This window comes from Pantoea ananatis LMG 2665 (assembly GCF_000710035.2).
GTDB classification, from domain to species: Bacteria; Pseudomonadota; Gammaproteobacteria; order Enterobacterales; family Enterobacteriaceae; genus Pantoea; species Pantoea ananatis.
Genome location: NZ_JMJJ01000017.1, coordinates 193,704 through 214,966, shown reverse-complemented (window position 1 = coordinate 214,966; position 21,263 = coordinate 193,704). Strand labels below are relative to the sequence as shown.

Genomic DNA, 21,263 nt, shown 5'->3' with positions numbered 1-21,263 from the left:
CAGGGTGAAATCGCCAGTATTTAGCGCCAGATTGCCGGTAGCAAACCGGTCTGACGCCTTTTTTTTATTTACACAAAAGGCCTGATACTTGATCTGAATCACAAAAATCCGCATGATCTGCATCAAACATTTAAACAGGTATTGAGGCAAAAATGACACTTTATCAACACATGCTGGTCTTCTATGGCATTGTTGCCTCGGTAGCGGCACTCATCACCTTCTTTATCGCCAAAGACAAGCTCAGCATCAAACTGTTGAGTGCTTTTCTGGTTGGTGCAACATGGCCTATGAGTTTTCCGGTAGCATTAATGTTCGCGCTATTTTGAAATTTCTCTCCTGTAGGTCAGATACATCGCTGCCTGCTGCGCGGTCTTCGCACTTCAATCAGACACCTTCACCAGACAATTTTGCATAACCTTCCCTTGGCGCAACAGTTGCCCTCTACTGTTCTGCAAAACCCGCTTTTTCTTGCAAGCGATGGCTGCAATCATCGCCACAGCGTGCCGTTCCGATAGACGCCTTTTGTCATGCACCGCACTCACTGACTTGCTGACGTCGCAAGATACCTGCTTTAAGCAGCGCGCGATCGCCCGCTACCGAAAGGGAAAATCGTAGGTTAAAAGACTGAATTTATTTAAGTTTTTACCCCACCTTTATTGTGAACCCAGGTGTGTTATTTCAGCATAACGGGCCGTCAGTTGCTTCAGGTGCATTTCCAGTTGAGACCGGGCAGCGGCAGGTAAAGGTTCGCCCGCAGGATGTTGTGACAATGCCCGCAGTTGCTCTTCAACCGGTATGGATTGGTTAAAGGACTGCATAGTGGAAAAAACCACTGATTTCAGCTCGCTGACCCGTTTCAAGAATGATTGCCGTCCGACCTCAGGCCAGATTCCCGGCGTTAATATCTGCGCAATTTCGCCCTGCTCACTCAGGCCCGATCGTGCGTTGCATTGGCCTCCGCCTCACTTTGTTGCTGCTTTGCCAGAGTCCGGGCGAGAAGCGTTGAATACAACGGCGTTCCGCCGAAATATTGCGCAGACAGGGTAGCCCCAAGACAGGTAATAATCATTGGCAGAATAAGCTGATAATTATTCGTCATCTCCAGCACCAGAATAATGCCGGTCAAGGGTGCGCGTACCGAGGCCGCAAATAACGCCCCCATGCCCGCAACGGCAAAGGTTGCCGCTTCAAGATGATACGCCGGAAACATTGCAACACAGAGTTGACCGACGCTGATGCCGAGTAATGTGCCGAGCGTCAGCATCGGCGCGAAAATACCGCCTGGCGCCCCGGATGCGAAACACAGCAAGGTAGTCAGCGCGCGAAGAAAAAACAGGGAGAGTAAAGCGGCGGAGGTATATGTACCGGCTGAAAAGTCGGGAATTAACGTAATACCGCCAGTGACGGCCTGAGGCAGTACCAGCCCCAGCAGACCGCATAATCCGCCCAACACTGCACCGCCCAGCACCCAACGTGAGGTTTGGCCCTTGTGAAGAGTCTGAAACAGATCCTGCAGCGTGAATATCAGACGATTAAAGGCCACACCGCAGCCACCAAATAGAATCCCTAACAGCAAATATAACCACAGGGTTTGTATCGGCGCATCTTTCAGTTGCCCGATGTTAATGATGGGTTCGTTACCGTTCAGCGCGCGAAAAACAATGCTTGAGGTAATGACCCCAACAAACACGGCTTTGATAGAAATAAGGCTAAAGCGAAACTGCAGGCGCATTTCTTCAATGATGAACAGAATGCCTGCCAGCGGGGCATTAAAGGCGGCGGCCAGGCCTGAAGCAGCACCGGTAGCCAGAATAGTATGACGGGATTCAGAAGACCGCATGCGGAAGATATCCAGACACATGCGTCCAATGTTACCGCCAATCTGAACTGTCGGCCCTTCTCGCCCAAGCACCATGCCCGAGCCCAGCGCGCCCAGCCCCCCAACGAACTTCACCGGTAAAACTCGCCACCAGCGTACGGGCCTTAACTCCTCCAGCGCACCTTCTATTTCAGGAATGCCCGATCCACCCGCTTCAGGCGCAAATCGCCTGACAAGAAAATAGCCTGACGCTGCCAGCCCTGCGGAAAAAATAAAGGCAAACAAGCCCATTAACAAGGCATTGTTTTCAAACTGGCTCAGCCAGTGGAGGCGGGAATGTATGACCCAGCTTACCGCTCTGTCGAATGCCACCGCCGTCAGGCCTGTTAATACGCCCACCAGCGCGGCGAGCAGTAATAAGGCAACCGGCGTTTTATCTCGCCGAATAAGATATTGTAACAACCGTAGCCGACGGGGGCGAAAAAGACCGGGTCGGTTTGAGACAAAAGCGCGCATGCCTGACCTCAAAATTAGCGTGCTGAACAGCACCAACAATGCAAATTAAATCCAGAGGTTATCGCATCCCCGCCATAATTCCTCGCTTTTATTTATCTCCGAATTTTACTAAATCAGCAACCTGCTGCTGCATAAGGGATGATGTAGGGTAATCATCACGCCTGATAAAATTTCAGGCCTCCTCTGACAATTTTATCTGCAAGCCATTGATTTGCAGCCTGAGGACGCTCATCATCCTGCGCCATCAACGATCTTTCTGGAGACGCGTGTGTGACCACTCTCAGTAATTCACTGCTTGAAGCCGTTCTTGAGCAGGTCCGTCCGTTAGTTCATCAGGGCAAAGTCGCTAATTACATTCCGGCGCTGGCTGACGTCGCGGCCGACCATCTGGGTATAGCGGTCTGTTTACGTGATGGCACAGTTTTTCAGGCAGGCGATGCTGAAACTCGTTTTTCGATCCAGTCCATTTCGAAAGTGCTCTCACTCACCGTCGCGCTGACGCGTTATGAGGATGCGGAGATATGGCGGCGAGTGGGTAAAGAACCCTCCGGTCAGCCTTTTAATTCGCTGGTTCAGCTTGAACTGGAGCAGGGAAAACCCCGTAATCCCTTTATTAACGCCGGGGCGCTGGTGATCTGCGATTTGCTTGAAACCCGACTGACAGCACCGCGTCAGCGTATGCTGGAAATAATCCGTCAGCTCAGTCAGCAATCGGATATTCAGTACGATCGTCACGTCGCCCGTTCTGAATACGAACACTCTGCCCGCAACGCGGCTATCGCCTGGCTGATGAAGTCATTTGGTAATTTTGACAACGACGTCACCAGCGTTATGCAGACTTATTTTCACTACTGCTCATTGTCCATGAACTGTATTGAACTGGCTCGCAGTTTTATTTATCTGGCTAATCAGGGAAAAACCCTGGATGGCGCGTCCCTGATTTCGTCCCGCCAGGCGCGGCAGATCAATGCGCTAATGATTACCAGCGGTATGTACGACGGGGCTGGCGAATTTGCCTGGCGGGTGGGCATGCCCGCCAAATCCGGGGTTGGCGGCGGTATCATTGCCGTCATTCCTGGTGAAATGAGCATCGCGGTCTGGTCACCCGGATTGGATAGCGCGGGCAATTCGTTAGCCGGCACCGCCGCGCTGGAGTGCCTGACTGACAAACTCGGCCGTTCGATATTCTGATTCAGCTCACGACATTCACGGGCCGGTTTTGCTCAAATCCCGCCAGGTTCACCATGAGTCCCTGAAGCAGATTGTGCATGCCGCTGTTACTCGCCCAGGCAATGTGCGGTGTCAGGAGAAGATTGGGGATATCGGGCTGGAGTAGAGGGTGATCCCGCGCAGGGGGTTCACTGCTGAGAACGTCCAGCGCTGCACCGGCAAGGGTGCCATTCCGCAGGGCATCTGCCAGTTGCGCCTCGTGAATTAAGCCGCCCCGCGCGGTGTTAATCAGTAACGACTGGGGTTTCATCTTTTCCAGCGTCTCGCGATCGATCAGATGACGGGTTTGCTCGCTAAGAGGGCAGTGCAGTGAAATGATATCGCTGGAGGCCAGCATCGCATCAAAGCTGACATAGCCGTCACGGATCCTGCTGCTGTCTTTGCGTTCGGCATAAAGCACACGCATTCCCAAGGCCTGTGCCAGCCTGCCGACTGCGCTGCCGATGTCGCCCTTTCCAACAATACCCAGCGTTGCGCCAGCAATATCCTGAATCGGCGCCCGGTGCAGGCAAAAATGAGAGGATTCAGGCCAGGAGTGACGCGTGCTGTTGGCGTATTCCACGATCTGGCGCCGCAAGGCAAAAATAAAGGCTATCACGCCTTCCGAAACACTTTGCGTTGAGTAACCCGGAATGTTGCTCACCACAATGCCACGTTCTTTGCAGGCTGCAATATCAATGCAGTCATAGCCCGTTGCCGTGACACAGATGTATCGCAGGTCGGGGAGCTGTGCCAGCGTCGCCGCACGTAAGGGCACCTTGTTGGTGATGGCAATGGTCGCCCCCTTTAGCGCTGTAACGATCTCGTCTTCGGCCGTGTCCGTTCGAAATTGCCAGTCACTACACCAGGCGGGCTGAGTCGGTGGCACGGGCAATGTGTCGCCATCGAGTGTTACGATTTTCATTAGATCTCCTTTATTACAATATCACCGACAAATAATGTTATTTAAATGTACGGCATGAGTAACGATAAAGTTAATTTCAAAGCCAATTTGAGTGAAGGTGCTCAAAAGGTGCGACTTTCGATGGCTTAAATGCCATTTTTTTTAACCCTTTTATCTCCGTCGCGTTACACTGCCGCCCTGAAATTGTGAATAACTATCCTGTTCTGATGATGAAATCCACCCGCTGTAAACAACAACGACTGAGCGCCTGTATTGCGATACTGGCTGTACTGCTGTTGTTTATTGCACCTGTGGTATCAAAAAATCTTGCTGAACGCCATGATGCGATGACGATGTCAGGCATGAGTGCGGATATGCCGATGATGGATCATCACAGCGATATGGCGATGACCGATCACAGTATGATGAACGACGGCCTCGCCTGCGGTTATTGCGATCTGCTGGTGCATGTTCCGTTAATGTTGTGGGTATTTATTCCCTTCATCTGGTTGATCTGCCTGACCTGTCGCGCTCCTCCGCCCCGGCACATTGCGCGCCTGGCGTTACCGCGCCTGAACGGTATTTATCGACCCCGCGCACCACCGTTGCCCCGGTTGTTTATTTCCTTGATGTGATCTTTTCTTCTTACGCCATGGCGCAGGAGGAAAAGCCCGGTATTCTGAAAATATGGAATCGCTATGACTTTTTCACGGGAAAACAATCTTCCTCAACGCGGGGCGATGTTGAATGTTCTTCGTCGTTTACATTTTTATATTGGCCTGTTTATTGCGCCCTTTATTTTTGTTGCGGCATTAACCGGCACGCTGTATGTCATTACGCCGCAGTTAGAGAACCTGATTTATAAAGATGCACTCACCACCAACGCCCAGGGCACTGCAAAGCCGCTTTCCGATCAAATTAGTGCGGCCAGGCGTTATGCCGGTAATGCCCGGATTTATGCCGTAAGGCCCGCTCCGGGCGAACACGACACGACGCGTGTGCAGTTTTCAGAGCCGCAGTCAGGCCCTTCAGAATCGCGTTCTGTTTTTATCGACCCTTATACGCTCGCTGTAAAAGGGGACATGACGGTTTATGGCACCAGCGGCGTATTACCTCTTCGCATGTGGCTCGATCAGGTTCATCGCGGTCTGCTGCTGGGCGATGTTGGCCGTAATTACAGCGAACTGGCGGCGTCATGGTTATGGGTTGCGGCACTGGGTGGCATTCTGCTGTGGCTGGGGACGCGTCCGCGGCGCAAAGTCAGACAGCCGCGTTCTGGCTTTTTATTAACGCGTTCCTGGCATATTACGCTCGGCTTAGTCCTGTCCCTTGGTCTGGTCTTTTTCTCGGTAACGGGATTAACCTGGTCACAGTGGGCTGGCAGTAATATTGATAAAATGCGCAGCGATTTTGGCTGGTTGACGCCTCAGGTCAGAACAGCGCTAAATGGCGATGCACCGGTGGTGGCTGCCGATCCTCATGCCGAACATCATGCCACGATGGACGGTATGGCAATGGGCGGCACCCTGCCCGGCATGCCGGGTCATAAGACCGACAAACCCGTTATCCTTAATCAGCCTGATGCTGACTGGGACAGGGTCGAGGCGGCCGCACGTAGCGCAGGTATCAAGGCGGCAAAAATTGAATTACGCCAGCCGAAAAGTGCCGGTCAGGCATGGACTGTGAGTGAGATCGATCGCCGCTGGCCAAGTCAGGTCGATTCGGTTTCCGTTAATCCTGATGACTTCAGCATTGTCGATCACGTGGAGTTTGCCCATTTTCCGCTGGTCGCGAAGCTGACACGCTGGGGCGTAGATGCACATATGGGCGTGCTGTTCGGCCTACCGAACCAACTCATCCTGGCGCTGTTTGGTTCGGGGTTATGTGCGATGATCGTTCTGGGTTATCGCATGTGGTGGATTCGCCGCCCGGCATTACCGCAGGCCAATCCCGCGCAAACGCTGCTGGCAGCATGGCAGGCCTTACCGCGCTATCAGCAGGGGACCAGCCTGATCCTGGCTCTCGCATTCGGTTATGCGCTGCCGTTGATGGGCGTGAGTTTACTGGCCTTCTTACTGCTTGATATCCAGCGCTGGCGGAAAGCACAGCGTGCTTCACGTCAGGAGGTTGTCACGCCGCTGGATAAGCAGTCTCCATTGGCGATTGTTCAATCCCGGTTTGCCGTTAAGCGTAAAGAGATGCGTTATTTCCTGCGCAGCGTGGTCATTCTGGCAATTATTGTGGGAACCGTTATGGCACGCGCCATGGTGAGTGGCGTAATTGAGCAATACAATATTCCGTTCAGCGACTGGACGATAATGATGTATATCACTCAGGCCATGATGATTCTGCTTTATACCACCGTATTTACCGGCTTAATGTCGATTCCACTCTGGTATTTTTTCCTGGGTGAAAGTGACGAGCAGGGCAAGTAATAAAAATGCCCGCATTATGCGGGCGTTTGATGAATCAGAATGCATGGTAAGCCGGGTCTTTAATCATGATGGATATCGTGAACGCGTTGCAACGCGTGTTTTAACTGGCTGACATCCTCTTTTAACCAGTGCCGTTGCGTCAGAGGCAGATGATCCAGTCCTTCGGGAAGCGGCACACCCTCTAACGCCCCCTCATTACAAAGCGCCCTGACCAGGGTTGCCTGCGAAACCCCTAGATAGGCTGCCATTTCAGATAATGTCATACGATCTGAGTGCATTTTTCACCTCCTGATCTTCACTTGCTGATGCATTTTTGTTCAGGCCTCCCCCGGCTATATTGATCTCAAACAGGTTTGGGCATAAAACAGTTGAAAGTGAATAAAGTTGCTAAGCTGGTAACTCAGATCCTAAAAACAGGGATAAGACTGTGCAACGTTATGGATTGATGGCGCTTTTGCTCGTTTCCTGCTGGGCCAGCGCGCATGACATCGTCATCGGGCAGCCCCTTCCGTCGGTTTTTATTGCGGATAAAGGTGAAATGCGGCTGGATAGCGGCAAGGTTAACTATCAAAAATGGAACAGCCTGTCTCTTCCGGGTCGGACACGTTTAGTTATTCATGTTGCAGGACGATTGTCGGCCAAAGAGCAGTCCGCCCCGCTTATTGCGGCCCTGCAGCGCGCCAACCTGCCACAAGACCGGTTCCAGACCACAACCATCGTGAATACAGATGATGCTTTGCCTGGCAGCAGTCTGTTTGTGATTAACAGTATCCGCTCCAGTAAAAAAGCCTCACCATGGCAACAATTTATTATCGACAGTAGCGGCGTGGCACAACATCGCTGGCAGCTTAAGCCAGAAGGTGCCGCTGTCATCGTGCTGGACCCTGATGGTCAGGTAAAGTTTGCGAAAGACACGGCGCTCAGTGCGGATGATGTTTCTCAGGTCATTGCAACATTACGTGCGCTGACAGGCTGATCCTGGCAACCCGGTAAAGGTACCGCACGGTCTGCCAATCCGACGGAGGTTTATGAATTTTCCACCTTTTCCACAAGCTCAACTAGTATTAACGATGTGGATTTAGCAAAAAAAACCTGTAACCCTAAATGTAAAATAACGGGTAAGCCTGCCAACCATGTTATGGCAGATTAAGCGTCTTTTTGAAGGGCACCGCATCTTTCGCGTTGCCGTAAATGTATCCGTTTATAAGGACAGCCCGAATGACGGTCTGCGCAAAAAAACACGTTCATCTCACTCGCGATGCTGCGGAGCAGTTACTGGCTGATATTGATCGACGCCTTGATCAGTTATTGCCCGTGGAGGGAGAACGGGATGTTGTGGGTGCCGCGATGCGTGAAGGTGCGCTGGCACCGGGAAAACGTATTCGCCCCATGTTGCTGTTGCTGACCGCCCGCGATCTGGGTTGCGCTGTCAGCCATGACGGATTACTGGATTTGGCCTGTGCGGTGGAAATGGTCCACGCGGCTTCGCTGATCCTTGACGATATGCCCTGCATGGACGATGCGAAGCTGCGGCGCGGACGCCCCACCATTCATTCTCATTACGGAGAGCATGTGGCAATACTGGCGGCGGTTGCCTTGCTGAGTAAAGCCTTTGGCGTAATTGCCGATGCAGATGGCCTCACGCCGCTGGCAAAAAATCGGGCGGTATCTGAACTGTCAAACGCCATCGGCATGCAAGGATTGGTTCAGGGTCAGTTCAAGGACCTGTCTGAAGGGGATAAGCCGCGCAGCGCTGAAGCTATTTTGATGACGAATCACTTTAAAACCAGCACGCTGTTTTGTGCCTCCATGCAGATGGCCTCGATTGTTGCGAATGCCTCCAGCGAAGCGCGTGATTGCCTGCATCGTTTTTCACTTGATCTTGGTCAGGCATTTCAACTGCTGGACGATTTGACCGATGGCATGACCGACACCGGTAAGGATAGCAATCAGGACGCCGGTAAATCGACGCTGGTCAATCTGTTAGGCCCGAGGGCGGTTGAAGAACGTCTGAGACAACATCTTCATCTTGCCAGTGAGCATCTCTCTGCGGCCTGCCAACACGGGCACGCCACTCAACATTTTATTCAGGCCTGGTTTGACAAAAAACTCGCGGCCGTCAGTTAAGGATGCTGCATGAGCCATTTCGCGGCGATCGCACCGCCTTTTTACAGTCATGTTCGCGCATTACAGAATCTCGCTCAGGAACTGGTCGCGCGCGGTCATCGGGTGACCTTTATTCAGCAATACGATATTAAACACTTGATCGATAGCGAAACCATTGGATTTCATGCCGTCGGGACAGACAGCCATCCCCCCGGCGCGTTAACGCGCGTGCTACACCTGGCGGCTCATCCTCTGGGGCCGTCAATGCTGAAGCTCATCAATGAAATGGCGCGCACCACCGATATGCTGTGCCGCGAACTCCCCCAGGCATTTAACGATCTGGCGATAGATGGCGTCATTGTTGATCAAATGGAACCGGCAGGCGCGCTCGTTGCTGAAGCACTGGGACTGCCGTTTATCTCTGTCGCCTGCGCGCTGCCTCTCAATCGTGAACCGGATATGCCCCTGGCGGTTATGCCTTTCGAATACGGGACCAGCGACGCGGCTCGCGAACGTTATGCCGCCAGTGAAAAAATTTATGACTGGCTAATGCGTCGTCATGACCGTGTCATTGCCGAACACAGCCACAGAATGGGCTTAGCCCCCCGGCAAAAGCTTCACCAGTGTTTTTCGCCACTGGCGCAAATCAGCCAGCTTGTTCCTGAACTGGATTTTCCCCGCAAAGCGTTACCGGCTTGTTTTCATGCCGTCGGGCCTCTGCGCGAAACGCACGCACAGTCAACGTCTTCATCCCGTTATTTTACATCCTCAGAAAAACCCCGGATTTTCGCCTCGCTGGGCACGCTTCAGGGGCATCGTTATGGGCTGTTTAAAACGATAGTGAAAGCCTGTGAAGAAATTGAAGGTCAGCTCCTGTTAGCCCACTGTGGTCGTCTTACGGACTCTCAGAGTGAAGAACTGGCGCGAAGCCGTCATACACAGGTGGTGGATTTTGCCGATCAGTCAGCCGCGCTGTCACAGGCGCAGCTGGCGATCACCCACGGCGGAATGAATACGGTACTGGACGCGATTAATTACCGGACGCCCCTTTTAGCGCTTCCACTGGCCTTTGATCAGCCCGGCGTCGCGTCACGCATCGTTTATCACGGCATCGGCAAGCGTGCTTCCCGCTTTACCACCAGCCATGCTTTGGCTCGTCAGATGCGTTCATTGCTGACCAACCTCGACTTTCAGCAGCGCATGGCGAAAATCCAGACCGCCCTTCGTTTGGCAGGGGGCACCATGGCCGCTGCCGATATCATTGAGCAGGTTATGCGCACCGGTCAGCCTGTCTTAAGTGGGAGCGGCTATGCAACCGCATTATGATCTGATTCTCGTGGGGGCTGGACTCGCGAATGGCCTTATCGCCCTGCGTCTTCAGCAGCAGCAACCTGATATGCGTATTTTGCTTATCGACGCCGCACCCCAGGCGGGCGGGAATCATACGTGGTCATTTCACCACGATGATTTGACTGAGAGCCAACATCGCTGGATAGCTCCGCTGGTGGTTCATCACTGGCCCGACTATCAGGTGCGCTTTCCCACACGCCGTCGTAAGCTGAACAGCGGCTACTTCTGTATTACTTCTCAGCGTTTCGCTGAGGTTTTACAGCGACAGTTTGGCCCGCACTTGTGGATGGATACCGCGGTCGCAGAGGTTAATGCGGAATCTGTTCGGTTGAAAAAGGGTCAGGTTATCGGTGCACGCGCGGTGATTGACGGGCGGGGTTATGCGGCAAACTCAGCACTGAGCGTGGGCTTCCAGGCGTTTATTGGCCAGGAATGGCGATTGAGCCAACCGCATGGTTTATCGTCTCCCATTATCATGGATGCCACGGTCGATCAGCAAAATGGTTATCGCTTCGTGTACAGCCTGCCGCTCTCGCCGACCAGATTGTTAATTGAAGACACGCACTATATCGATAATGCGACATTAGATCCTGAACGCGCGCGGCAAAATATTTGCGACTATGCCGCGCAACAGGGTTGGCAGCTTCAGACATTGCTGCGTGAAGAACAGGGCGCCTTACCCATCACCCTGTCGGGCAATGCCGAGGCATTCTGGCAGCAGCGCCCCCTGGCCTGTAGTGGATTACGTGCCGGTCTGTTCCATCCTACCACCGGCTATTCACTGCCGCTGGCGGTTGCCGTGGCCGACCGCCTGAGCGCACTTGATGTCTTTACGTCGGCCTCAATTCACCAGGCCATTACGCATTTTGCCCGCGAGCGCTGGCAGCAGCAGCGCTTTTTTCGCATGTTGAATCGCATGCTGTTTTTAGCCGGACCCGCCGATTCACGCTGGCGGGTTATGCAGCGTTTTTATGGTTTACCTGAAGATTTAATTGCCCGTTTTTATGCGGGAAAACTCACGCTGACCGATCGGCTACGTATTCTGAGCGGCAAGCCGCCTGTTCCGGTATTAGCAGCATTGCAAGCCATTATGACGACTCATCGTTAAAGAGCGACTACATGAAACCAACTACGGTAATTGGTGCAGGCTTCGGTGGCCTGGCACTGGCAATTCGTCTACAGGCTGCGGGGATCCCCGTCTTACTGCTTGAACAACGTGATAAACCCGGCGGTCGGGCTTATGTCTACGAGGATCAGGGGTTTACCTTTGATGCAGGCCCGACGGTTATCACCGATCCCAGTGCCATTGAAGAACTGTTTGCACTGGCAGGAAAACAGTTAAAAGAGTATGTCGAACTGCTGCCGGTTACGCCGTTTTACCGCCTGTGTTGGGAGTCAGGGAAGGTCTTTAATTACGATAACGATCAAACCCGGCTCGAAGCGCAGATTCAGCAGTTTAATCCCCGCGATGTCGAAGGTTATCGTCAGTTTCTGGACTATTCACGCGCGGTGTTTAAAGAAGGCTATCTGAAGCTCGGTACTGTCCCTTTTTTATCGTTCAGAGACATGCTTCGCGCCGCACCTCAACTGGCGAAACTGCAGGCATGGAGAAGCGTTTACAGTAAGGTTGCCAGTTACATCGAAGATGAACATCTGCGCCAGGCGTTTTCTTTCCACTCGCTGTTGGTGGGCGGCAATCCCTTCGCCACCTCATCCATTTATACGTTGATACACGCGCTGGAACGTGAGTGGGGCGTCTGGTTTCCGCGTGGCGGCACCGGCGCATTAGTTCAGGGGATGATAAAGCTGTTTCAGGATCTGGGTGGCGAACTCGTGTTAAACGCCAGAGTCAGCCATATGGAAACGACAGGAAACAAGATTGAAGCCGTGCATTTAGAGGACGGTCGCAGGTTCCTGACGCAAGCCGTCGCGTCAAATGCAGATGTGGTTCATACCTATCGCGACCTGTTAAGCCAGCACCCTGCCGCGGTTAAGCAGTCCAACAAACTGCAGACTAAGCGTATGAGTAACTCTCTGTTTGTGCTCTATTTTGGTTTGAATCACCATCATGATCAGCTCGCGCATCACACGGTTTGTTTCGGCCCGCGTTACCGCGAACTGATTGACGAGATTTTTAATCATGATGGCCTCGCAGAAGACTTCTCACTTTATCTGCACGCGCCCTGTGTCACGGATTCGTCACTGGCGCCTGAAGGTTGCGGCAGTTACTATGTGTTGGCGCCGGTGCCGCATTTAGGCACCGCGAACCTCGACTGGACGGTTGAGGGGCCAAAACTACGCGACCGTATTTTTGAGTACCTTGAGCAGCATTACATGCCTGGCTTACGGAGTCAGCTGGTCACGCACCGGATGTTTACGCCGTTTGATTTTCGCGACCAGCTTAATGCCTATCAGGGCTCAGCCTTTTCTGTGGAGCCCGTTCTTACCCAGAGCGCCTGGTTTCGGCCGCATAACCGCGATAAAACCATTACTAATCTCTACCTGGTCGGCGCAGGCACGCATCCCGGCGCAGGCATTCCTGGCGTCATCGGCTCGGCAAAAGCGACAGCAGGTTTGATGCTGGAGGATCTGATTTGAATAATCCGTCGTTACTCAATCATGCGGTCGAAACGATGGCAGTTGGCTCGAAAAGTTTTGCGACAGCCTCAAAGTTATTTGATGCAAAAACCCGGCGCAGCGTACTGATGCTCTACGCCTGGTGCCGCCATTGTGACGATGTTATTGACGATCAGACGCTGGGCTTCCAGGCCCGGCAGCCAGCCTTACAAACGCCCGAACAACGTCTGATGCAACTTGAGATGAAAACGCGCCAAGCCTATGCAGGATCGCAGATGCACGAACCGGCGTTTGCGGCTTTTCAGGAAGTGGCTATGGCTCATGATATCGCCCCGGCTTACGCGTTTGATCATCTGGAAGGCTTCGCCATGGATGTACGCGAAGCGCAATACAGCCAACTGGACGATACGCTGCGCTATTGCTATCACGTTGCAGGCGTAGTCGGCTTGATGATGGCGCAAATCATGGGCGTACGGGATAACGCCACGCTGGACCGCGCCTGTGACCTTGGGCTGGCATTTCAGTTGACCAATATTGCTCGCGATATTGTGGACGATGCGCATGCGGGCCGCTGTTATCTGCCGGCAAGCTGGCTGGAGCATGAAGGTCTGAACAAAGAGAATTATGCGGCACCTGAAAACCGTCAGGCGCTGAGCCGTATCGCCCGTCGTTTGGTGCAGGAAGCAGAACCTTACTATTTGTCTGCCACAGCGGGCCTGGCTGGGTTGCCCCTGCGTTCGGCCTGGGCAATCGCTACGGCGAAGCAGGTTTACCGGAAAATAGGTGTCAAAGTTGAACAGGCCGGTCAGCAAGCCTGGGATCAGCGGCAGTCAACGACCACGCCCGAAAAATTAACGCTGCTGCTGGCCGCCTCTGGTCAGGCCCTTACTTCCCGGATGCGGGCTCATCCTCCCCGCCCTGCGCATCTCTGGCAGCGCCCGCTCTAGCGCCATGTCTTTCCCGGAGCGTCGCCTGAAGTTTTGACAGGGGCGGCGCATAGAGGAAGCCAAAAGAAACACAACCTTCTTTGCCCCTGACGGCGTGATGCATACGGTGCGCCATATACAACCGTTTGAGGTAGCCCTTGCGTGGAATATAGCGGAATGGCCAACGTTGATGCACCAGCCCGTCGTGCACCATAAAATAGAGTAATCCATACGCCGTCATACCTGCGCCAATCCACTGGAGCGGCCACATTCCTGTACTGCCCAGATAAATCAGCAGGATCGATAATGCAGCAAAAACCACGGCATAAAGATCGTTAACTTCAAACGCACCTTTACGCGGTTCATGATGTGAAAGATGCCATCCCCAACCCCAGCCGTGCATGATGTATTTGTGTGCCAGTGCAGCAACCACTTCCATGCCAATCACGGTAACGAAAACGATCAGGGCATTCCAAATCCACAACATAATTTCTCCGGTAGAGACGTCTGGCAGCAGGCTTAAGGATTCAATTTTAACAGAGATTAGCCGATCTGGCGGCGGGAAGGGAAAAAGGCGCGCCAGAAAGGCGCGCCAGGGATCAGAAGTCGGCTTTCAGAACCACACGGTAGTTGGCTTTACCTGCACGAACATGGTCCAGTGCATCGTTGATTTTCGACATCGGGAAGTACTCCACTGTCGGCGCAATATCTGTACGGCCAGCCAGCTTCAGCAGTGAACGCAGCTGCGCAGGTGAACCGGTTGAAGAACCCGTCACGGCGCGGTCGCCTAAAATCAGGCTGAAAGCCGGCACGTCAAACGGCTTCAGTACGGCACCCACGGTATGGAACTTACCGCGAGGCGCCAGGGCCGCAAAGTAGGGTTGCCAGTCGAGATCGACGGCGACCGTGCTGATAATCAGGTCAAACTGGCCCGCCAGGCTTTTTAAAGCTTCCGGATCGCGGCTGTTCACCACATGATCGGCGCCCATGTCCAGAATAGCCTGCTTCTTATTGGCCGAAGAACTGAACGCCGTCACTTCTGCGCCCATCGCGTGCAGAATCTTTATGGCGATGTGGCCCAGACCACCAATACCGATCACGCCGACGCGGCTCATCGCGGTAATGTTATGCATAAGTAAGGGTTTAAAGACGGTAATCCCACCACACAGCAGAGGGCCGGCCGTGGCCGCATCCAGCTTTTCAGGTAATGGGATAACCCACTGCCAGTTGGCGCGCAGTTTGTCAGCAAAGCCCCCATTGTTGCCAATCGTGGTTGTGGTGCCATTGGCGCAGTTGACGTGATCGCCGCTGATGCAGGGATCGCAATGCTGGCAGCTCTTGGCTGTCCAGCCGATGCCCACGCGCTGTCCCACTTTCAGGCCTTTCGTTTTGGCACTTTCGCCAAGCGCAGCCACGCGTCCAATCACTTCATGGCCGGCAACAACGGGATACGCGGAAATTCCCCATTCGTTATCGATCATCGACAGATCTGAGTGGCATACGCCGCAGTATTCAACTTCAACTTCTACATCTTCAGCGTCTAACGGGCCGGGATCATAGTCGTAACGCTCCAGTGCTTGTCCCGCCTGCATGGCTGCGTAACTCTTAATTGTCATTCTGTACCTCATTTAACGCGTTGTTTTGGCGGTCAGCGTATTTGCAACTGTCACGAACTGACCGCCGCCAAGATGATGTAAAGTGTGTAGCGCTGAGTTGCTGTCATCGAAATGCCAGCGACCATCGTAAAAAACCCGATTGTCTGCCGCAGCGGTGACCACTTCACCAAACAGCGTGTCGTACGCCTGCTGCGCTTCGGTTTCAGGTAACAGACGGCATTCCATCCACGCTACACAGCTCTCCTCCAACAGAGGCACACCGAAGTGTTGACTCTCGCTGGCCTGAATATCAAAAGCCGCAAATTTATCCTGGTCGCGCCCGGTCGTGCTGCCAACGGCATAAGCCAGATCGACAAATTGCGCGGCAGGGACACAAATACCAAATGCACCACTGGCTTCAATCAGCTCACGTGACCAGGTCGATTTATCCACAATAATCGCTACCCGCGGCGGCGAAAATTCGACGGGAACGGACCAGGCTGCGGCCATGATGTTGCGACGCTGTGACTGACTATCCCGACTGGTTATTAATATAGTCGGTCCGTGGTTCAGCAAACGGCTTGCGTGTTCCAGCGCGACAGGACGAAAGTGCGACATTCGAAAATCCTTAATGACTGGGTCAGGCAATATAACGCCAGTACACCCGGTTTGCAGGTTGATGAATCCGGTACTCTAGCGGTTTTTATCTCAGATGAACTTGCCGCTTTGTGCCTTAGCTTGACAAAATAGTGTTTAATATCATGATTTAACAATCTTGAAATTTTAAACAGGTTGCACGACAAGCGGAACCGCTGAAGGGATAATTTTAGTTCGGTTTGGTATGAAAGATGAGAAATAAGACTAATCCTTATCAGTCTGCATTCACGGCTGCTGGCAGGATCACCTGGCAGAATAAGCGTAAGTTTGTCACAGTCAGTGAAGCAGATTTTAACCATCGTAACGGGAGTTGCTATGAACAATGACAAGCTACAGGCTGAACCTCTTGTCTGGGGACAAGGTCCACAGGTGTTTGAGGTTTTTATCGAACCCACCTGCCCTTTCTCTGTACGCGCGTTTAACAAATTCGATGCGCTGTTAGAGCAGGTTGGTGAAGATAAAATGACACTCAAAATTCATCTTCAGTCGCAGCCCTGGCACATGTACTCTGGCGTAATCGTGCGCTACATCCTCGCGGCATCGGTAGAAAGTAAAGCGGCGGCTAAAGCGGTTCTACAGGCCGTTGCCGATCATCGGGAAGCCTTTGAGTTTGCAGACCATTGTCGTGGTCCAAACCGAGACGTTACGCCTAATCAGCTTCTCGCCAGACTCAGAGAGTACAGCGGCGTCGATGCTTATGCGGCATTTGACCGGCCTGATTTGCAAAACCTGATCAAATGGCACTGTAAATATGCCCGCCAGAACGGTATTCATGTTTCACCCACCTTTATGATTAATGGCCTGGTGCAGCCCGATATCGGCAGTGGCGATACGGTTGATGAGTGGGCAAAACGTATTCTGGCCTGACAGACTTGCTGCCCAAAAGCAGCCATTCAGGCCCTGCTGTAAAAGGACTTAATATGACGATGACGCTTGAACAGATTAAAACGAAATACCCTGACGCGCTGGCCTGGTCGTTTGGCGATTCACCCGATCTGGCCAATGAACTGGCCACGTTGGTCCTTACCGGCAAAAAAATCGCCACCTGCAGTTCTCTGCAAGGCTGGTATGAAGATGACGTGAAACCGCAACCCGGCGGCTATAGCATCATCTTAAACGGCGCGGATAATCCGGTTTGCGTCATCAGGACGACGGGGCTGTTTGTGACACGCTTCGATCGCGTTACGCCGGAGATGGCCATGATGGAAGGCGAAGGTGACCTGAGCCTTGAGTACTGGCAGCGTGAACATCAACGCTTTTTTCAGCGTAACGGTGGATTTAGCACTGAAATGGAACTGATATTTGAGACCTTTCAACTTGTTGAAGTCATTTGAATCAGCCGTTAATCCGCACGCTATCCGGATTAACGGCCTAAATCACGCAGTGCATACCAAAATCAGCCCTGCTCACTCAGTACAGGATCCAGTAGCGAAGTGCCATAGGAGTTATCCACGGTGCAGCGCCACTGGTTATCGCTTTCCAGGCGAAATACATAGGTGGCCCGGCGGGTGCTTTCTACGGACTGTCCCTGCCCATCGGGATAGCGCAGCACAGTTTCCATAATCACCAGCGCGGTGCCTGCGCCCTCAATGACCTCCATCCTGCCCTGCTCTACCACCAGCTGATGCTGAAAATAATTTGCAATCGCTTCAAAGGCGCGACGAATGGCTACGCGACCCGTAACGGTCATTCCGGGCTTCACAACCAGGCTGGCATCGGCAGCATAGTGTTTCATCAGGGCATCATAATTACCGGCTGATATCGCCCGGTCGCATAACCTGACAACCTCTAAAACGGGATGGTCATTCATCAGCTCTTCCTCACACATAGCGGGTGTGCTAAGTATATCGCCATCAATGTTAAAAAGGAGTTATGTATGTTTAGCCATATGGTTGTTGGTACGGATAATATTGAGCAAGCTAAAAAATTCTACGATGCTGTTTTTGCTGTGATCCGTTGCGAAGATCAGGGCATTGATGCCCTGGGTCGCCCTTTTTACGTTAAAAATCACCAGCGTTTTATTATCACTCAGCCCATTAATGGCCAGCCCGCGACCTTTGCCAACGGGGGTACCATTGGCTTTACCATGGCCTCCTCTGAAGACGTTTTCAACTGGTATCAAAAAGGTCTCGAAAACGGCGGCTCTTCGGCTGAAACACCGCCTCATGTCAGAGAAACGGATGGAAGATGCGTCGCCTATCTGCGGGATCCAACCGGCAATAAGCTGTGTGCTTTTTATAATCCGGCATAATTTTTTAACGAATTTGGTGTGCGCCTTGAAGCGCTCCCACAAGCCGGTGGCGGATGGAGATTAACCTGACAGGGTTTCTGCCTGCGCTTCTACCGATTGCCCTTTCTCCCGGCGCGAGTTTCACGCTGGCGATGAACAGCGCGCTTACGGCTGGCCGCAGGGGGCTGGTGAAAACGCTGCTTGGTACCGCGCTGGGTATTTATACGCATGCTTTGCTGATCGGTCTGGGCCTGTCGACAGCGCTGGTTGCGTCCCCCGCGCTGTTTGCCCTGTTAAAAATAGCTGGCGTACTTTACCTGTTCTGGCTGGGCGGCCTTTTATTTATCACTGGCGTCAGGACCACGGCATTCGTGCTGAAGACAACGGGTAGCGCAATTACCGTTAAAGGTGCGTGGCTGGCTAATGTCGCTAACCCCAAAGCTATCCTGTTTTACCTGACGGTGGTTTCACAGTTTGTTGGCGACAGGGCCGGTATTGATGCCTTTCTGACGCTGGCAACAGTGCACATTGTCGTGATGAGCCTGTGGTTAGCGCTCTTCAGCCAGGCGCTGGTCTTCTCGGCGCAAAAAATCAATCCTGTCGCGCTGAAACGCTACGTCAATATCGGTGGTGGATTACTGCTTATCGGCATTGTCGTACGCACTCTTATCGCCTGACAGGTCTTTCGCCACCGACTCTCATACTTAAACAAGGAATACGGGAAAAATGATGGCACCTGTTCAGCACTGGCATAACGGCGAGTATGCCGTTACGACGGATAAGTCGCAGATGGATATCGGGGCAATACACCGTTACCTCACCCGTTCAAGTTGGGCAGCGGGAATTGATTACGCCACGGTCGCGCGGTCAATTGAAAACAGCCTGAATTTTGGGCTTTTTCATCAGCAGCAGCAGATTGGCTTTGCGCGATTCATTACTGATTACGCGACCTTTGCGTACCTGTGCGATGTCTATGTACTTGAAGAATGCCAGGGGCAAAGGACTGGGCGGATGGCTGATCGAATGCTGTCAGTCACATCCCGTGGTTAACACATTGCGCCGGCTGTTGCTCTTCACCTCAACCGCGCCCTGGTTATATCAAAAATTTGGCTACCAGCCGGTAAACAAACCCGACTATGCCTGGACAATCACCCGGCCCGATATTTATCAGGCCAACCGCGATGCCCAGACGTGATCAGCCGCCTGTATTACCGATCTGCAATAATCGCCAGCCGCTGGCAGCCACGTGCCTCCAGGGCCAACGCGACCTGAGCAGCACGCATGCCGCTGGCACAGACCAGAACAATGCGTTTATCCGCGGGCGGCTGCCAGCCGGCAATGTGCTGTGGCAATATCCGCTGTGCATACTGGCTGACACTGACAGGTGCTTCCTCTGTCCCCCGTAGATCCACCACACAGTCATCGGGGGTCAGCAAAGCAGGATCGATAAACGGGATGCCGGCCTTTTTGGGCTCAGGCGCATTATCGAACCGGAACTGACGCAGTTGCCATGAGACAAAATCACAGTTGATCATGCAGCCCAGTGGTGAGGGCGACAGGTGCAACAGAATGCTGAGCGCCATCTGCGCCTGTAAGGCGCCAAGGGTGGCAACCGCCGGGCCCAGCACGCCTGCGGTGTTACAGTTACCTGAGGCTTTGGGTAATTGTGGGAACAGTGCGCGATAGCTGGGCGCGCCGCCGCAAAAACTGCCTGCATAACCCTGTCGCCCCAGCACCGAAGCGCAAACCAGCGGTAGGTTACGGGCAAAGCAGCTGTCGGAAAGCAGATAAGTCACCGCGAAGTTATCCGCAGCGTCGATAACCAAATCAATATCCACCAGTGCTTCTTCAATACGACTTGCCTGTAACGCTACGGGATGTGCTTCAACCACCGTATCAGTATTACGCTGTGCCAGCGCACGTTGGGCGCAAAACACCTTTGGCTCGCCAATATCGGCAGTCGTAAATAGCGTCTGACGATGCAGGTTATGCAGCGCCACGACGTCGTCGTCATAGAGCCGGATATAACCGATGCCAGCGCCCGCCAGGAGCGGTAATAACGTGGAAGCCAGTCCACCCGCGCCAACCACTAAGACGCGGGCAGCGGACAAAGCCTGCTGCCCCTGCTCGCCCACTTCTGGCAGCATTGTCTGTCGTTGATAACGTGCCATATCTGCTCCTTAGCGAAATTGCGCCAGGCCGAAAACGGGCGTAGAGGCGGCAGCCATGTCGCGACGCTCCATCATGCCAGCCTGACGTGCCTGATATCCCGCTTCAATGGCGCGCGCAAATGCGCCAGCCATGCGAACCGGATCGCTGGATTTCGCCACGGCGGTATTCAACAGCACAGCATCAAACCCCAATTCCATCGCCTGAGCCGCCTGGCTCGGCGCACCGATCCCGGCATCAATAATCAGTGGAACGTCCTTAAACCAGGCACGCATCGTGCGTAATCCCTCGATATTGCGTAATCCCTGGCCTGAGCCGATAGGCGCCCCCCACGGCATCAGCACTTCACAGCCCGCGTCCAGCAGTTTCTCGCCCACAATCAGATCTTCTGTGGTGTAAGGGAAAACGTGGAAACCCTCTGCACACAAAATACGTGCTGCTTCGACGAGGGCAAAGGGATCGGGCTGTAAGGTATCGGCATGACCGATCACCTCAAGCTTGATCCAGGACGTGGCAAACAATTCCCGCGCCATATGCGCAGTCGTCACGGCTTCTTTCACCGTGTGGCAGCCTGCGGTATTGGGTAAAACGCGTTTATTTAAGGTTTTCAGGAGATCGCGAAAGGCTCCGCCCTGGCTTCCTTCACGACGCAGACTCACCGTAATAATCTCGGCGCCGGATGCGCCAACGGCCTGTTGCAGAATATCCGGCGAGGGATAACCTGCAGTACCCAGTAAAAAACGTGACTGTCCGCTAAAGTCATAAAACAT

General features: G+C 53.3%; 23 protein-coding genes and 2 pseudogenes. 15 read left to right on the top strand and 10 right to left on the bottom strand.

Features of this window, described 5'->3' with window-relative positions; all coding sequences use genetic code 11:
* Positions 1-152: 152 nt before the first annotated feature.
* On the top strand, positions 153-326 hold the full coding sequence (locus EL29_RS22585; RefSeq protein ID WP_014333244.1) for a GhoT/OrtT family toxin: 174 nt from the start codon (positions 153-155) through the stop codon (positions 324-326).
* 327 nt (positions 327-653) lie between these two features.
* Here EL29_RS22585 and EL29_RS22580 read toward each other — a convergent pair.
* Together EL29_RS22580 and clcA are read right to left on the bottom strand one after the other, a co-directional pair.
* Positions 654-851, bottom strand: a pseudogene (locus EL29_RS22580) (VasL domain-containing protein); the annotation flags it as partial.
* Positions 852-928: 77 nt separating this feature from the next.
* The gene (clcA, locus tag EL29_RS22575; RefSeq protein WP_024471503.1) at positions 929-2,347 is read right to left on the bottom strand and encodes a H(+)/Cl(-) exchange transporter ClcA; all 1,419 of its coding nucleotides are present in this window, start codon (positions 2,345-2,347) and stop codon (positions 929-931) included.
* 258 nt (positions 2,348-2,605) lie between these two features.
* Here clcA and glsB point away from each other — a divergent pair, with 258 nt between their 5' ends.
* Positions 2,606-3,526: a glutaminase B gene (glsB, locus tag EL29_RS22570; RefSeq protein WP_014598235.1), complete on the top strand. Its 921-nt coding sequence runs from the start codon at positions 2,606-2,608 to the stop codon at positions 3,524-3,526.
* Position 3,527: 1 nt separating this feature from the next.
* On the opposite strand, the gene EL29_RS22565 is transcribed toward glsB, so the two are convergent.
* Entirely contained in the window at positions 3,528-4,469 is a 942-nt protein-coding gene (locus EL29_RS22565; protein ID WP_028716069.1) for a D-2-hydroxyacid dehydrogenase, read from the bottom strand.
* A gap of 185 nt (positions 4,470-4,654) precedes the next feature.
* On the opposite strand from EL29_RS22565, the gene EL29_RS22560 reads away from it, so the two are divergent.
* Entirely contained in the window at positions 4,655-5,083 is a 429-nt protein-coding gene (locus tag EL29_RS22560) for a DUF2946 domain-containing protein (protein WP_013027988.1), read from the top strand.
* 63 nt (positions 5,084-5,146) lie between these two features.
* Positions 5,147-6,883, top strand: coding sequence for a DUF2534 family protein (locus tag EL29_RS22555; RefSeq protein ID WP_014333251.1), 1,737 nt, complete (start codon positions 5,147-5,149; stop codon positions 6,881-6,883).
* A 59-nt stretch (positions 6,884-6,942) separates the two neighbouring features.
* Here the strand turns inward: EL29_RS22555 and EL29_RS22550 are convergent, their stop codons facing one another.
* Positions 6,943-7,161 carry a helix-turn-helix domain-containing protein gene (locus EL29_RS22550; protein WP_014333252.1) on the bottom strand — a complete coding sequence of 73 codons (219 nt, stop codon included), beginning with the start codon at positions 7,159-7,161 and terminating at the stop codon, positions 6,943-6,945.
* A 167-nt stretch (positions 7,162-7,328) separates the two neighbouring features.
* Here EL29_RS22550 and EL29_RS22545 point away from each other — a divergent pair, with 167 nt between their 5' ends.
* From EL29_RS22545 to crtB, 6 genes are all read left to right on the top strand, one after another.
* Complete coding sequence (locus tag EL29_RS22545; RefSeq protein ID WP_014333253.1) at positions 7,329-7,859, top strand: YtfJ family protein; 531 nt, start codon at positions 7,329-7,331, stop codon at positions 7,857-7,859.
* A 242-nt stretch (positions 7,860-8,101) separates the two neighbouring features.
* Positions 8,102-9,010 carry a polyprenyl synthetase family protein gene (locus EL29_RS22540; protein ID WP_014333254.1) on the top strand — a complete coding sequence of 303 codons (909 nt, stop codon included), beginning with the start codon at positions 8,102-8,104 and terminating at the stop codon, positions 9,008-9,010.
* 9 nt (positions 9,011-9,019) lie between these two features.
* Complete coding sequence (locus tag EL29_RS22535) at positions 9,020-10,315, top strand: glycosyltransferase (RefSeq protein WP_028716067.1); 1,296 nt, start codon at positions 9,020-9,022, stop codon at positions 10,313-10,315.
* The gene (gene crtY, locus EL29_RS22530; RefSeq protein ID WP_014333256.1) at positions 10,299-11,447 is read left to right on the top strand and encodes a lycopene beta-cyclase CrtY; all 1,149 of its coding nucleotides are present in this window, start codon (positions 10,299-10,301) and stop codon (positions 11,445-11,447) included. Before EL29_RS22535 ends, crtY begins: the two co-directional genes overlap by 17 nt.
* 11 nt (positions 11,448-11,458) lie before the next feature.
* The gene (locus tag EL29_RS22525) at positions 11,459-12,937 is read left to right on the top strand and encodes a phytoene desaturase (RefSeq protein WP_014333257.1); all 1,479 of its coding nucleotides are present in this window, start codon (positions 11,459-11,461) and stop codon (positions 12,935-12,937) included.
* Positions 12,934-13,863, top strand: coding sequence for a 15-cis-phytoene synthase CrtB (gene crtB, locus EL29_RS22520; protein ID WP_013027995.1), 930 nt, complete (start codon positions 12,934-12,936; stop codon positions 13,861-13,863). The genes EL29_RS22525 and crtB overlap by 4 nt, the downstream gene beginning before the upstream one ends.
* On the opposite strand, the gene EL29_RS22515 is transcribed toward crtB, so the two are convergent.
* From EL29_RS22515 to EL29_RS22505, 3 genes are all read right to left on the bottom strand, one after another.
* Positions 13,802-14,329, bottom strand: coding sequence for a sterol desaturase family protein (locus tag EL29_RS22515; RefSeq protein ID WP_013027996.1), 528 nt, complete (start codon positions 14,327-14,329; stop codon positions 13,802-13,804). The two genes, crtB and EL29_RS22515, sit on opposite strands and share 62 nt — an antisense overlap.
* 112 nt (positions 14,330-14,441) lie before the next feature.
* The gene (ahr, locus tag EL29_RS22510; RefSeq protein ID WP_014333258.1) at positions 14,442-15,458 is read right to left on the bottom strand and encodes an NADPH-dependent aldehyde reductase Ahr; all 1,017 of its coding nucleotides are present in this window, start codon (positions 15,456-15,458) and stop codon (positions 14,442-14,444) included.
* A gap of 12 nt (positions 15,459-15,470) precedes the next feature.
* Positions 15,471-16,055: a flavin reductase family protein gene (locus tag EL29_RS22505; RefSeq protein WP_014333259.1), complete on the bottom strand. Its 585-nt coding sequence runs from the start codon at positions 16,053-16,055 to the stop codon at positions 15,471-15,473.
* Positions 16,056-16,409: 354 nt separating this feature from the next.
* Between EL29_RS22505 and EL29_RS22500 the strand changes: the two genes are divergently transcribed.
* Together EL29_RS22500 and EL29_RS22495 are read left to right on the top strand one after the other, a co-directional pair.
* Positions 16,410-16,961, top strand: coding sequence for a DsbA family protein (locus tag EL29_RS22500; RefSeq protein ID WP_013027999.1), 552 nt, complete (start codon positions 16,410-16,412; stop codon positions 16,959-16,961).
* A 53-nt stretch (positions 16,962-17,014) separates the two neighbouring features.
* Positions 17,015-17,428 carry an ASCH domain-containing protein gene (locus EL29_RS22495; protein WP_014333261.1) on the top strand — a complete coding sequence of 138 codons (414 nt, stop codon included), beginning with the start codon at positions 17,015-17,017 and terminating at the stop codon, positions 17,426-17,428.
* Between the two features lie 62 nt (positions 17,429-17,490).
* Here EL29_RS22495 and EL29_RS22490 read toward each other — a convergent pair whose 3' ends face one another.
* On the bottom strand, positions 17,491-17,904 hold the full coding sequence (locus EL29_RS22490; protein WP_014333262.1) for a YybH family protein: 414 nt from the start codon (positions 17,902-17,904) through the stop codon (positions 17,491-17,493).
* Between the two features lie 66 nt (positions 17,905-17,970).
* On the opposite strand from EL29_RS22490, the gene EL29_RS22485 reads away from it, so the two are divergent.
* The 3 genes and pseudogenes from EL29_RS22485 to EL29_RS22475 all read left to right on the top strand — a co-directional run bounded on the left by EL29_RS22485 (position 17,971) and on the right by EL29_RS22475 (position 19,519).
* The gene (locus tag EL29_RS22485; RefSeq protein ID WP_019105888.1) at positions 17,971-18,345 is read left to right on the top strand and encodes a VOC family protein; all 375 of its coding nucleotides are present in this window, start codon (positions 17,971-17,973) and stop codon (positions 18,343-18,345) included.
* A 53-nt stretch (positions 18,346-18,398) separates the two neighbouring features.
* Positions 18,399-19,001, top strand: coding sequence for a LysE family translocator (locus tag EL29_RS22480; RefSeq protein WP_019105887.1), 603 nt, complete (start codon positions 18,399-18,401; stop codon positions 18,999-19,001).
* Between the two features lie 49 nt (positions 19,002-19,050).
* Positions 19,051-19,519, top strand: a pseudogene (locus EL29_RS22475) (GNAT family N-acetyltransferase).
* A gap of 13 nt (positions 19,520-19,532) precedes the next feature.
* Here the strand turns inward: EL29_RS22475 and EL29_RS22470 are convergent.
* Positions 19,533-20,495, bottom strand: a complete 963-nt coding sequence (locus tag EL29_RS22470; RefSeq protein ID WP_028716066.1) for a HesA/MoeB/ThiF family protein — start codon at positions 20,493-20,495, stop codon at positions 19,533-19,535.
* A gap of 9 nt (positions 20,496-20,504) precedes the next feature.
* Entirely contained in the window at positions 20,505-21,263 is a 759-nt protein-coding gene (locus EL29_RS22465) for a thiazole synthase (RefSeq protein WP_013028007.1), read from the bottom strand.